Genomic DNA, 12,012 nt, shown 5'->3' on the forward strand with positions numbered 1-12,012 from the left:
GCGGTTACCCGCGGGTCCCCGGGGTTAACGCGGCGCTGCCCGGGTATCCGGCGCGGCATGGTTTTCTCTCACGCGGTAGTCACCGGCGGAGCCGGGTTCGTAGGCGCGCGGCTGTGCGCGAAACTGCTCGAAGCGGGCGCGAGAGTGACCGCAGTGGACAATCTCTCGACCGCTCGCCCCGGCGCGCTGGACGCCGTCGCCGGACATCCGCGGTTCCGGTTGCTGGAGCACGACGTGACCAAGCCGATTCCGGTGCCCGGGGCGGTCGACGTGGTGTTCCACCTCGCCTCACCGGCATCGCCTCGGGATTACTTGCGGCTGCCGCTCGAGACGCTGCGCGTGGGTTCGATCGGCACCGAGAACGCCCTCGCCGCGGCGCGCGGGGCGCGGTTCGTTCTCGCGTCCACCAGCGAGGTGTACGGCGACCCGCTGGAGCATCCGCAGCGCGAAACCTATTGGGGCAACGTGAACCCGATCGGCCCGCGCAGCGTGTACGACGAGGCCAAGCGCTACGCCGAAGCGTTGACGAGTGCGACGCGGCGCGGCGAAGGCGCGAACACCGGGATCGCGCGGATCTTCAACACCTACGGCCCTGGGATGCGGGCCGACGACGGCCGGATGGTGCCGGCGTTCATCACCAAGGCGCTCGCGGGCGAACCGCTCACCGTCGAGGGGAGCGGGCGGCAGACGCGGTCGTTGTGTTTCGTGGACGACACTGTCGACGGCTTGCTCGCGCTGGCGCGGTCGGACCACCCCGGCCCGGTGAACCTCGGCAACCCCGATGAACTTTCGGTGCGGGAGATCGCGGAACGGGTGATCGCGATCACCGGGTCGGCTTCGCGGATCGAGCACGTCGACCCGGCCGTGGACGATCCGCGCCGGAGGTGCCCGGACATCTCGCTCGCGCGCCGGGAGCTCGGCTGGGCGCCGCGGATTCCGGCCGGGGAAGGGTTGCGGCGCACGGCGGAATGGTTCGCCGCGCGGCGGGCCGCCGCGGCGTGACCGGGGCGTCGCTTCGGTGAGTAGCGACGTCCTGGGCTTTTCCGGTTGATTCGTTTATCCCCGACTTCGCCGGGTAGTGCTTCCGGGACAGCGGACCGCCGGGGTCCGCGCCGGAGGAGAAGGGGGTGAGCGGGTGCGCTTCCTGGGAATCAACGCGGTGTTCCACGACCCCGCCGCCGCGCTCGTCGTCGACGGCCGGATCGTCGCGGCGGCCGAGGAAGAGCGCTTCAGCCGGCGCAAGCACGGCAAACAGGCGGTGCCGTTTTCCGCGTGGGAACAACCGGGGCAGGCGGCCCGCTGGTGCCTGGCGCGGGCCGGGCTCACCGCGGCGGACCTCGACGCGGTCGGGTTCTCCTACGATCCGGACCTGGTCGAGCCCGGCCTGGCCGGACACGACCCCAGCGGCGAGGAACTGCGGACCGAATTCGCCCGCCGCGCCCCGAAATTCCTCGCCAGCGAACTGTCCGGACTGGACCAGAAGAAAGTCCGGTTCGTCCGGCACCACGTCGCGCACGCCGCGTCGGCCGCGCTGGCCGGACCGCCGGGCGACTCCGCGGTGCTGGTCGCGGACGGCCGCGGCGAAAGCACGTCGTACCTGGCTGGCGAATATCGCGACGGACGGTTCAAAGAGCTTGCCGCGCAGAAGCTTCCGCATTCGCTCGGCCTGTTCTACGAGGACCTCACAGAACATTTGGGCTTCGCCCGGTCGAGCGACGAATACAAAGTCATGGCGCTGGCGTCCTATGGCGGACCAGTGCATCTCGACTATCTCCGCGAGCGCGTCTACGTGACCGGTGACGGGGGATTCCGCACCGAGCCGATCGACTGGTCCGCACTCGCCCCGCGTTGTTCTCCTGGCGAGGAACTGACGCAGCGACACGCTGATCTGGCGTCCAGTGTCCAACGGGTGCTGGAGGAAGTGCTCCTCGATCTCGCCCGCTGGCTGCACGACCGGACCGGGCAACGGACGCTGACCTTGGCCGGGGGCATCGCGCTCAACTGCGTGGCCAACACCCGGCTGCACGCGGAAAGCCCGTTCGAATCGGTCTGGATCCAGCCTGCCGCCGGCGACGCCGGGACCGCGCTCGGCGCGGCCCTGCAGCTGGCTGCCGACGCGGGCGAACGCATCGAACCGATGTCCGATGCCGCACTCGGTCGCGAGTGGACCGACGACGAGCTGGAATCCGTGCTGCAGAAGGCGAAACTGGACTACGAACGTCCGGACGACGTCTCGGCCGCGGTGGCGGAGGCGCTGGCGGACGACCAGATCGTGGCCTGGTTCCAGGGCCGTGCCGAATTCGGCCCGCGTGCGCTCGGGCACCGCTCGCTGCTCGCGCACCCCGGCCGCGCCGGGAACCTGGAGCGGCTCAACGACGTGAAGGGCCGCGAACAGTTCCGCCCGGTGGCCCCGATGGTGCTCGCCGACCGCGCGGCGGAGATCTTCTCGCGCGGCCCGTTTCCCAGTCCCTACATGCTTTTCGTGCACGACGTCGCGGACGCGTGGCGCGAGCGGCTGCCCGCGGTGACCCATGTGGACGGCACCGCCCGGGTGCAGACCGTCGACCCCGCCGACGATCCGCGGACCGCGCGAGTGCTTTCCGGATTCGCGGAGCGGACCGGGCTTCCGGTGGTCGTCAACACGAGCCTGAACACCGCGGGGCGGCCGATGGTCGATTCTCCGCGCGACGCGTTGGAGTGTTTCGGTTCGGCTCCGGTGGATGTTCTGGCGTTGGGGCCGTTCGTGGTCCGGCGTCACCGGAACCGCTGATTTTTCGAGGAGGTGCCGTCATGGCAGACCACTTCGCCGAATTGTGTTCGGCCGCGCAGCGCATGCGTTTCGCCACCCCGCGGATCGCCGCGTGGGGAACCTACCTGGCCGGTGTTTTCGAGAACGGCGGGCGGTTGCTCGCGTGCGGCAACGGCGGGAGCGCCGCCGAAGCGCAGCATCTGACCGGCGAACTGGTGGGCCGCTTTCGGCGCGAGCGCCGTCCGTTGTCCGCGATCGCGCTGCATGCCGACACCTCGGCGCTGACCGCGATCGGCAACGACTACGACGAAGCCGAACTGTTCGCCCGCCAGGTCCGCGCACACGGACGGCCCGGCGACGTGCTCGTCTGCCTGTCGACCAGCGGCACCAGCCAAAACGTCGTCGCGGCGGCGAAGACGGCGCACGAGATGGGCGTGACCACCTGGGCGTTCACCGGACCCGCGCCGAACCCGCTCGCCGCGCTGTGCGACGACGCCGTGGCGGTCGACGCGCCGAGCGTGGCCACGGTGCAAGAACTGCATCTGGCGTTGGTGCACGCGCTGTGCGAAGCCTTGGACGACGCGCTCGGGGTGCCCGCGTGAAGCCGCTCGTGGTGGTCGGCGACGTGTTCCTCGACGTGGACGCCGAGGGCGTCGCGGAGCGGCTCTGCCCGGACGCGCCCGTCCCGGTGGTCGACGTGACCCGCCGGTGGCTGCGGGCCGGAGGTGCGGGTCTCGCCGCGCTGCTGGCGGCCCGGTCGACGGCTGAGGTGGTCCTCGTGACCGCACTCGGCGAGGACCGTTCCGCCCGTACGCTCGCCGGGTTGCTCGAACCCGAAGTGACGCTGGTGCCGATCCCGCTGAAGGGGAGCACCGTGTCGAAGACCCGGGTCCGCGCGGCCGGGCAATCGCTGGTGCGCTTGGATTCCGGCGAAGGAACCGCGGCCGCCGACGTCTTGCCGGACCGGGCGGAGCGCGCGTTGCGCGGCGCCGGGGCGATCCTGGTGGCCGATTACGGCCGGGGCATCACCCGGAATCCCCGGCTGCGGGAGGTGCTGACCGAACTGGCGGCCGAGATTCCGGTGGTGTGGGACCCGCATCCGCGCGGTGCCGAGCCGGTGCCGGGCACGCGATTGGTGACGCCGAACGCCAGCGAGGCCTCGGCGGTGGTGCCGGACGCACTCGAGATGCCGGGTCTGCTGCGGGAACGCTGGGACGCCGGAGCGGTGGCGGTGACGGTCGGCTCCCGGGGCGCCTTGGTGGACGACGGCAAATCGGTGCGGCGGATTTCGGTGCCGGAAGGCGCTCAGGTCAGCGGTAGCGCGATGGATACTTGCGGCGCCGGAGACCGCTTCGCGGCGGCTGCGGCGGCCCGGTTGCTGGACGGTGCTTCGGTGGTGGAGGCGGTGCGCGTCGCGGTCGAGGCGGCAGCTCGGTTTGTCGCCGCGGGCGGGGCCAGCGCACTGTCCATTGAGGAAGGACGAGCAGCCGAGTCCAGTGAGGACTCGCGGACGCCGGATTTCGCCGCGGGCAACGCGTTCGCGGTCGCGGAACGCGTCCGCGCGGCCGGCGGGCGGCTCGTCGCGACGGGCGGGTGCTTCGATCTTCTGCACCCAGGGCACGTCAGCCTGCTGCGCCAGGCGCGGGCGCTCGGGGACGCACTCGTGGTGTGCGTGAATTCGGACAGTTCCGTGCGCCGGCTGAAAGGCCCGGGGCGTCCGCTGCTGTCCGCGCAGGACCGGGCCCGCCTGCTGACCGCGCTGTCCGTTGTGGACGCGGTGGTGATCTTCGAGGAATCGTCCCCGGTCGCGATCCTGGAACGGCTGCGGCCGGACGTCTGGGTGAAGGGCGGCGACTACGCCGAGGCGGAGCTGCCCGAACGGACGGTGGTGCAGCGGTACGGCGGCGAGGTCGTGCTGGTGCCGACCCTGCCCGGCTATTCGACGACGAGGCTGGTCGCCGCCGCGGCCGGCCAGTGAAGCTTCGAGGGGAGTCTGATGCGTTCTCTTGGCAACGTTCTGATCACCGGCGGCGCGTCCGGCCTCGGCGCGGCGACGGTCGAGGCGGTCCGCGCCGAAGGCGGCACCCCGTGGGTGCTCGACCGCGCCCGGCCCGCCGACGGCGTGGAATTCGTGCAGGTCGACCTCGCGGATTCCGCCGCGGCCGAGGAAGCCGTGCGCGAAGTGGCCGAAAGAGCCGGCGGACTCGACGGCGTGGTGACCGCCGCGGGAATCGACGCGTGCGGTCCGCTCGGCGAGGTCCCGGCCAAGGACTGGGAGCGGGTCGTGCACGTGAACCTCCTGGGCACGGTCGCGGTGGTGCGCGCCGCGCTGCCGTATCTCGAGCAGTCCCACGGCCGGATCGTCACGGTGTCTTCGACGCTCGGCATCAAGGCCGTGAGCGACGCGACCGCTTACTGCGCCTCGAAATTCGGCGTGGTCGGTTTCACCCGCGCACTGGCGGCGGAGCTGGCCGGCCGGGTCGGGGTGACGCTGCTCGTGCCCGGCGGGATGTGGACCCGCTTCTTCGACGACCGGACGGAGCAGTACCGCCCGCCCGCGGACGCGAAGCTGAACCGGCCGGAACACGTCGCCGGGACGGTGGCGTTCGCGCTCGGCCAGCCGCCGGACGCGGAGGTGCGGGAACTCGTGGTGTGCGCGTCGGAGGAGGGGTCGTGGCCATGAGCCTGCTGGGCCAGCAGCCCGAGGCACCCGGCGTCGAGCGGCCAGAACCCGCGGTGTGCGCGTCGGCGGAAGGAACCCGGCCATGAGCGTCCTAGCTCTGCGCGCCCTGGGAATCGGCGACCTGCTCACCGCGGTCCCGGCACTGCGCGGCCTGCGCCGGGCGCACCCGGAAGAACGGCTCGTCCTCGCCGCGCCCGAATGGCTCCGGGACCTGGTCGACCTGGTCGACGCGGTGGACGAACTGCTCCCCACTCCCGGGCTCGGCGCGTTGCACTGGCCGGGACCGCCGCCGCGGCTGGCGGTCAATCTGCACGGCAACGGGCCGGAGAGCATCCGCGACCTGATGGCCGTCCTGCCGGACACGCTGCTCACGCACCGGAATCCGGCGGTCCCGGAGATCCCGGGCCTCGACTGGACCCCGGGCATCCACGAGGTCGACCGCTGGTGCCGGCTGATCGAATACGGCCAGTGCCCGGCCGACCGCCGGGACCTGCGGATTTCGCCGCCGCCCGGGCCGAGTCCCGCGCCGGGCGCTGTCGTCGTGCATCCGGGCGCGGCGTTCCCCGCCCGGCGCTGGCCGCCGGAGAGGTTCGCGGAGGTGGCGCGCGACCTGGCCGCGGCCGGACATCGCGTGGTGATCACCGGGGCCGCGGCCGAACGCCCTCTCGCGGAAGAGGTCGCGGCCCGCGCCGGGCTGGGCGCGGAGGCGGTGCTCGCCGGACGCACCGGGTTGGCCGAACTGGCCGCGCTCGTGGCCGAAGCCGCGCTGGTGGTGTGCGGAGACACCGGTGTCGGCCACCTCGCCACGGCTTTCGGCACGCCGTCCGTCCTGCTGTTCGGCCCGACGCCCCCCCGCTGCTGGGGCCCGCCGCCGGACGTTCCGCAGCACGTCGTGCTGTGGGTCGGCGACGTCGGCGACCCGCACGGCACCGAACCGGATGCCGGGTTGTTGTTGCTGAGCACGGAACGCGTGCTGGCGGCGGCTCAGTCGGTACTGCGCGAGGGGGTGCCGCATGGCTGAACGGATCGGCGTACTCGGAGCGGGCTACGTCGGGCTGACGACGGCGGCCTGCTTCGCCGCGATGGGGCACCAAGTGTCCACTGTAGACATCGACGAGGCCAAGGTTTCCCGGCTGCGGGCCGGTGACGTCGACCTCGCCGAGCCAGGGCTGGCGGAACTGGTCGCGGACGGGCTTCGCTCGGGCACGCTGACCTTCTCCGGAGAGGTCGCCGCGGTCGCCAGGTCGACGATGGTGTTCCTGTGCCTGCCGACTCCGCCGGGCGAGGACGGCACGCCGGACCTGCGCGCGCTTCGCAGCGCTCTCAGCGACCTCGGGCGCGTGCTCGCACCGGGCACGATCGTGGTGACGAAATCGACCGTGCCGGTCGGGACCGCCCAGCGGATCCCGGAGTACCTCGGCCGCGCGGACCTTCCCGCGGTCAGCAATCCGGAGTTCCTGCGCGAAGGCCATGTCGTGCACGATTTCCGGTGCCCGGACCGCGTGGTCGTCGGCTCGGATCCGCCGGATTCGCCCGCTGCGGACCGGGTCGCGCAGCTCTACGCGCCGACCGAATCCAGGGTCGTGCGCACGAGCAGCGCGAGCGCCGAACTGGCCAAGTACGCCAGCAACGGATTCCTCGCGGTGAAGGCGTCGTACGCGAACACCCTGGCCGAACTGTGCGAACAGTGCGGCGCGGACGTGCGCGACGTGTCCGCGGTGATGGGCCTCGACCCGCGGATCGGGCCGCACTTCCTGGCTCCCGGCCCGGGCTGGGGCGGATCGTGCCTGCCGAAGGACGCCAGCGCGCTGTTGCGGGCCGCGGATTCGGCAGGCGTCGAATTCGGCCTGCTGCGCGACGCGGTACGGGTGAACGCCCGGCAGCGCACGCGAATGGTCCGCGCGATCCGGACGGCGGCGACCGGTCGTCCGGACGGTCCGCTCGACGGCGTCCGCATCGGCGTGCTGGGGCTGGCGTTCAAGGCCGGCACCGGCGACGTGCGGGATTCCCCGGCGGTCGCGGTCGCGGCCGAACTGGTCCGCCAGGGCGCCGAGGTCACCGCGTACGACCCGGCGGTCCAGTCCGAAATGGACGGAGCCACCGTCGTGGACGATCCCTATCTGGTCGCGAAGGACGCGGCCGCGCTGGCCGTTCTCACCGAATGGCCGGAATTCCTCGACCTCGACTGGCGCCGGCTCGCCGAAGCGGCGGACCGGCCGGTCGTGGTCGACACCCGCAATCTGCTCGACCCGGACGTGCTCGCCGAAGCCGGGTTCGCCCGGATCGGCGTCGGCACTCCCGTGGAGGTTCCTGATGCGTGTTCTCGCCCTCGGCTGCACCCTCAAGCGCTCGCCGGACCGCTCCAGCAGCGACCTGATCGCCCGGCAGCTGCTCGACCTGTTCGCGCGGCGGGGCGTGCCCGGCGAACTGGTCCGGGTGGCCGACCATGACGTGCGCCCCGGCATCGCGACCGACCTGGGCGACGGCGACGAATGGCCGGAGATCCGGCGCAAGGTCGCGGCCGCGGACATCCTGCTGATCTCGACGCCGACCTGGGTCGGGTACATGTCGAGCATCGCGCAGCGGGTCGTGGAACGGCTCAACGCCGAGCAATCCGAGACCGACGACGAGGGCCGCCCGGGGATGTTCGGCAAGGTCGGAGTCGTCGCGGTGGTCGGCAACGAGGACGGGGCGCACAAGATCACCGCCGATCTTTTCCAGTCGCTGAACGACATCGGCTTCACGATCCCGGCCCAGGGCGGCACGTACTGGAACGGGGAAGCCATGAAGGGCGGCGATTACCAGGACCTGGACGAGACGCCGGAAGCGGTCGCCTCGACGAACGCGACGCTGGTCCGGAACGCGGTGCATCTGGCGGAGTTGCTGGGGAAGCAGCAGTATCCGGCTTCGTGACGCGGATAGGCCGGGCTGCGGTGGGCAGCCCGGCCTAGCGCCTTACGGTGCATCCGTCAGGCTGCGGCGAGCGCGGGTTGACCAGTCCGGCTGGAATGCGCACTCCAGCCGGGCCAGGGCTCACGGCTGCTGCCCGATCCCGGTCGCGATCTCGTGCCCGCGGTGCTTGTCCGGCGCGAGCGGCGGGGTGTCGCCGCCTTCGCCGTGGCGGAGGCCGCGCAGGAATTCCTGCACCGTCTCCTCCGCCGACCGCACCGGATGCCAGTCCAATTCGGACCGCGCCCGCGACGTGTCCATCACCGGCAGCCGCAGCACGGTGTCGAACAATCCGGGCGTCGCGGGCACGAGATGCATCCGCCACGCCGCGGCGAGCGCGGGTTTGACCAGTCCGGTCGGGACTCGCACCAGCCGCGCGCGCAGCAGCCGGGCCAGCAGACCCGGGTCGACCACGGGATCGGTCGCGATGTTGAACGCACCGGACACCGGGCGCAGCACGCAGCGCCGGATCGCGTCGGCGAGGTCGTCGGCGTGCACGACCTGGAAGCGCAGGCCGGGGATGTCCGGCACGATCGGCACCCGGCCCGGCCGGAGAAGACTGCCTGGCACGAACGGCCCGGCGAACAACCGCCGCTGCTCGGTCGAGGCCGTGCGCTGGAAGACGAACCCGGGCCGGACCCGCACTACCCGGATCTCCGGATGGGCCCGCTCGAAGGAGTCCAGAAGCCGCTCCACGTAAGCCTTTTCGCGCGGGTACGCCGCGCCGGGCCAACCGTGGGTCGGCCAGTCCTCGGCGACCGGAAGGTCGTCGGCAGCGGGGGAGTAGGCCCCGACCGAGGACGCCACGACCAGCGTCGACACGCCAGCCGCCGCGGCGGCCTCGAACACCCGGAGCGAGCCGCGGACGTTGGCCTCCCACGTGAGATCCGGGCGATGGGTCGGCTGGAAAAGCCACGCGAGATGGACGACCGTGTCGACATCGCGCAGCACGGGAGTCAGGTCATCGCGCGCCACGTCGACGCTGACGTACTCGGTCTTGGGCGGCGGCATGCCCGACAGACGCCGCTCGATGCCGGTGATCGCCGCGACGCCGGGATCGGCTGCCAGCGCGCGCACGGTGGCGGTGCCGATGTTGCCGGTCGCCCCGGTCACCGCGATCCGCTGCGGAGGCAGGGAAGCCGGTGGGGTCTGTGCACTCATTGCCCCCGGGTACCCGTCGCGTGCAGGGCCAATCAATGCTGGTCGAGCTGGCGCAGCAGGCGGCGCACCGGCAATGCCATCGCGCCCAGCCCGAGCGTCGCCTTCACCCCGTCCTGCGACGAGACCAGCCGGTCTTCCACCTGGCAGACCAGCGACCGGCACCGCTCCAGGTCCGGCTCGCGGTCGGGGTTCGCGGCCACCCGCACCGCCTCCGCGAGTTCCTTCAGCAGCTCACCCAGCGCTTCGCGGGCCCGCGGCCACGGATAGACGAACGGCTCCCGCCCCTCAGAGGTCGTGCGCACCGCCTCGACCAGCTGCTCGACCGGCGGCCACAACGCACTCAGCGTCTGCAGACAACGCTCGTACTGCACCCCCGAATGCCGGCTTCGCTTGCGCAGATTGAGATACCTGCCTTCGCGGGTAAGCCCGGACGCGTCGTCGGCGGCCCGGGCGAGACTGCGCACGTCGCTGATCCGGCCGAGCCATCCGTCCAGGTCTTCCGGCGGCTCGTCGCTGCGCACGAGTTCGGCGGTGTCCTCCAGCAGTCCGGCGAGCGCGTCGGCGAGCCGATCGGCCGCCGCGGCGACCCGCTCGCCGTACAGCGGCGGGAAGACCAGCACGTTCACCGCCAACCCGATGGCGGCGCCGAGCGCGGTCTCCAGCAGCCGGTCGCCGAGGAGTTCCGAACTCCGCGCGGTCCCGTAAGTGACCAGCAGCATCCCGGTCACCCCGACCCACACGCCGGAGCTGCCGAGCCTGCGCCACGAACCCACCAGCAACCCGACGAAGACGACGAGAGCCAGCGTCACCGTCTGCTCCGGCACCAGCTGCGACACCCCCGCGGCGAGCAGCACGCCGAGCGTGACCGAACCGACCTGCTGCGCCCAGCCGAGCAGGCTCCGGTAGACGGTCGCTTCCACGAGGAAAACCGCCGCGTAAGGCGAGAGGAACGGCTGGGACAGCCCGATCACCTGTGTCGCCAGCAGCCAGGCGGCCACCGCGGCGACGGTCGCCTTGCCTGCCTGCAGCGCGGTGCGCCGTTCGCTGCCGGGCACGCGGATCGCGCGTGCCGCCCAGCCCAGCGGCGTGCGATCGAGTCGGGGCCTCACGCGCGTACGGGCGCGCCCAGGTGGACGAGCTTCGTCTGGGTCATTTCGTCGAGCAGTTCGGGCCCGTAGCCATAGCCGGACCCGCTGCCGCGCCGCGGATGGGCCGCGCCGCCGGGAGCGCCCCCGAAGACGGCGTTGACCTTGACCGTTCCGACAGCCAGCTCCCGCCACGCGTGCTGCGCGTGGTCCATCGACGCGGTGAGCACGGTCGCGGCGAGTCCGTAATCGTCGTTCGCGGCCTCGGCCAGGCCGTGGTCGAAGGAGTCCACCACGCATACCGGCGCGACCGGGCCGAAGGTTTCCTCGCGCAGCACCCGCATGTGGCTGGTGCATCCGGTGAGCACCGTCGCCGGGTAATGCGCGCCCGGTCCGGACGGGATCTCGCCGCCGGTGCGGATCTCGGCGCCCATTGACACCGCGTTCTCCACATGGGAATGCACGTGGTCGCGGTGCCGGGTGTCGACGAGCGGCGCGAGTGTCTTCTCGCGCGCGATTGCGACGAGTGCTTCGGTGAATGCCTCGGCTATCGCGCGGTGCACGTAGATCCGTTCCACCGCAACGCAAATCTGCCCGGAATTCGCGAACGCGCCGAGCGCGGCCTGCTCGGCGGCCCACTGCGGGTCGACATCCTCGTCCACCACGAGCGGGTCGTTGCCGCCGTTCTCCAGGAGCGCCTTCGCCCCGGTCGCGGCCGCGCTTGCGGCGATCGACCGGCCGGTGGCGGTGCTGCCGACGTGCGCGAGAACGTCCACATCGCTCCTCGCGGCCAGCACCGCGCCGATCCGGCCGTCTCCGTGCACGGTCTGCAGCACGCCTTCGGGGAAAACGCCGGCGACGACTTCGCCGAACAGCGTTCCGGTGTGTGGGCACCGTTCGCTCGGCTTGTGCACAACGGTGTTTCCGGTGGCGACGGCCGCGCCGATGAGCCCGCACGAGACGGCGACCGGGTCGTTCCACGGCGTCAGCGCGACGACCACTCCGCGCGGCTCTGGAACCATCAGGTCGGTGGCCGCGAAGTCCCCGAGAAGGCTGCGCCCGCGATGCACCGGACCCAGTTCGGCGTACTGGTCGAGCGTTCCGGCACCGGCGAGCACCCCGGCCTTGGCCTCGTCGAGCGGACGGCCGGTTTCGCGCCGGTTGATCTCGGCCAGGTCGCCGGCGTGCGCGCGCAGCCGGTCGGCGGCGGCCCGCAGCGCCGCGCCGCGTTCGGCGGCCGGGGTCCGGCCCCAGCCGGGCTGGGCCCGATGCGCGAGGTCCAGCGCGGCGTCGAGTTCGTCCGGGCTGGCCATCGGGACCGAGCCGACCGGGCTGCCGTCGGCCGGGTCGGTGATCGCGAGGGTGGCGGCCCGGTCGTCGAGCGT

The 12,012-nt window shown here is 72.1% G+C and carries 11 protein-coding genes; 8 read left to right on the forward strand and 3 right to left on the reverse strand.

Annotated elements, in window-relative coordinates:
* Positions 1 to 57 precede the first annotated feature (57 nt).
* The 8 genes from H5411_RS25660 to H5411_RS47810 all read left to right on the forward strand — a co-directional run bounded on the left by H5411_RS25660 (position 58) and on the right by H5411_RS47810 (position 8,345).
* Positions 58 to 1,002 (forward strand): NAD-dependent epimerase/dehydratase family protein, encoded by a 945-nt coding sequence (locus H5411_RS25660; RefSeq protein ID WP_101439624.1) that lies wholly within the window; start codon positions 58 to 60, stop codon positions 1,000 to 1,002.
* A gap of 133 nt (positions 1,003 to 1,135) precedes the next feature.
* Entirely contained in the window at positions 1,136 to 2,770 is a 1,635-nt protein-coding gene (locus H5411_RS25665) for a carbamoyltransferase family protein (RefSeq protein WP_101439625.1), read from the forward strand.
* 20 nt (positions 2,771 to 2,790) lie between these two features.
* Entirely contained in the window at positions 2,791 to 3,351 is a 561-nt protein-coding gene (locus H5411_RS25670) for a D-sedoheptulose-7-phosphate isomerase (RefSeq protein ID WP_101439626.1), read from the forward strand.
* Positions 3,348 to 4,727, forward strand: a complete 1,380-nt coding sequence (gene rfaE2, locus H5411_RS25675; RefSeq protein WP_183125261.1) for a D-glycero-beta-D-manno-heptose 1-phosphate adenylyltransferase — start codon at positions 3,348 to 3,350, stop codon at positions 4,725 to 4,727. The genes H5411_RS25670 and rfaE2 overlap by 4 nt, the downstream gene beginning before the upstream one ends.
* A gap of 18 nt (positions 4,728 to 4,745) precedes the next feature.
* A complete protein-coding gene (locus H5411_RS25680; RefSeq protein WP_101439628.1) occupies positions 4,746 to 5,432 on the forward strand; it encodes an SDR family oxidoreductase in 687 nt (228 codons plus the stop codon).
* Positions 5,433 to 5,514: 82 nt separating this feature from the next.
* A complete protein-coding gene (locus H5411_RS25685) occupies positions 5,515 to 6,453 on the forward strand; it encodes a glycosyltransferase family 9 protein (protein WP_101439629.1) in 939 nt (312 codons plus the stop codon).
* Complete coding sequence (locus H5411_RS25690; RefSeq protein WP_101439630.1) at positions 6,446 to 7,882, forward strand: UDP-glucose dehydrogenase family protein; 1,437 nt, start codon at positions 6,446 to 6,448, stop codon at positions 7,880 to 7,882. The genes H5411_RS25685 and H5411_RS25690 overlap by 8 nt, the downstream gene beginning before the upstream one ends.
* Positions 7,806 to 8,345 (forward strand): flavodoxin family protein, encoded by a 540-nt coding sequence (locus H5411_RS47810; RefSeq protein ID WP_244194971.1) that lies wholly within the window; start codon positions 7,806 to 7,808, stop codon positions 8,343 to 8,345. The genes H5411_RS25690 and H5411_RS47810 overlap by 77 nt, the downstream gene beginning before the upstream one ends.
* 120 nt (positions 8,346 to 8,465) lie before the next feature.
* Here H5411_RS47810 and H5411_RS25695 read toward each other — a convergent pair whose 3' ends face one another.
* The 3 genes from H5411_RS25695 to H5411_RS25705 are packed head-to-tail and all read right to left on the reverse strand — an operon-like array spanning position 8,466 to position 11,982.
* Positions 8,466 to 9,542, reverse strand: coding sequence for an NAD-dependent epimerase/dehydratase family protein (locus H5411_RS25695; protein ID WP_101439632.1), 1,077 nt, complete (start codon positions 9,540 to 9,542; stop codon positions 8,466 to 8,468).
* 32 nt (positions 9,543 to 9,574) lie between these two features.
* The gene (locus tag H5411_RS25700) at positions 9,575 to 10,651 is read right to left on the reverse strand and encodes an FUSC family protein (protein WP_101439633.1); all 1,077 of its coding nucleotides are present in this window, start codon (positions 10,649 to 10,651) and stop codon (positions 9,575 to 9,577) included.
* Positions 10,648 to 11,982, reverse strand: coding sequence for an aldehyde dehydrogenase family protein (locus tag H5411_RS25705; RefSeq protein ID WP_183125268.1), 1,335 nt, complete (start codon positions 11,980 to 11,982; stop codon positions 10,648 to 10,650). Before H5411_RS25705 ends, H5411_RS25700 begins: the two co-directional genes overlap by 4 nt.
* Positions 11,983 to 12,012 lie beyond the last annotated feature (30 nt).

The sequence above is a fragment of the Amycolatopsis echigonensis genome (assembly GCF_014174495.1).
Lineage (GTDB): Bacteria > Actinomycetota > Actinomycetes > Mycobacteriales > Pseudonocardiaceae > Amycolatopsis > Amycolatopsis echigonensis.

What these genes read in the sequence shown, in the direction of transcription:
- H5411_RS25695 (WP_101439632.1), bottom strand. Translation starts at nt 9,542, where the DNA reads ATGAGTGCACAGACCCCACCGGCTTCCCTGCCTCCGCAGCGGATCGCG.
- H5411_RS25680 (WP_101439628.1), top strand. Translation starts at nt 4,746, where the DNA reads ATGCGTTCTCTTGGCAACGTTCTGATCACCGGCGGCGCGTCCGGCCTC.
- H5411_RS25670 (WP_101439626.1), top strand. Translation starts at nt 2,791, where the DNA reads ATGGCAGACCACTTCGCCGAATTGTGTTCGGCCGCGCAGCGCATGCGT.
- H5411_RS25685 (WP_101439629.1), top strand. Translation starts at nt 5,515, where the DNA reads ATGAGCGTCCTAGCTCTGCGCGCCCTGGGAATCGGCGACCTGCTCACC.
- H5411_RS25660 (WP_101439624.1), top strand. Translation starts at nt 58, where the DNA reads ATGGTTTTCTCTCACGCGGTAGTCACCGGCGGAGCCGGGTTCGTAGGC.
- H5411_RS25690 (WP_101439630.1), top strand. Translation starts at nt 6,446, where the DNA reads ATGGCTGAACGGATCGGCGTACTCGGAGCGGGCTACGTCGGGCTGACG.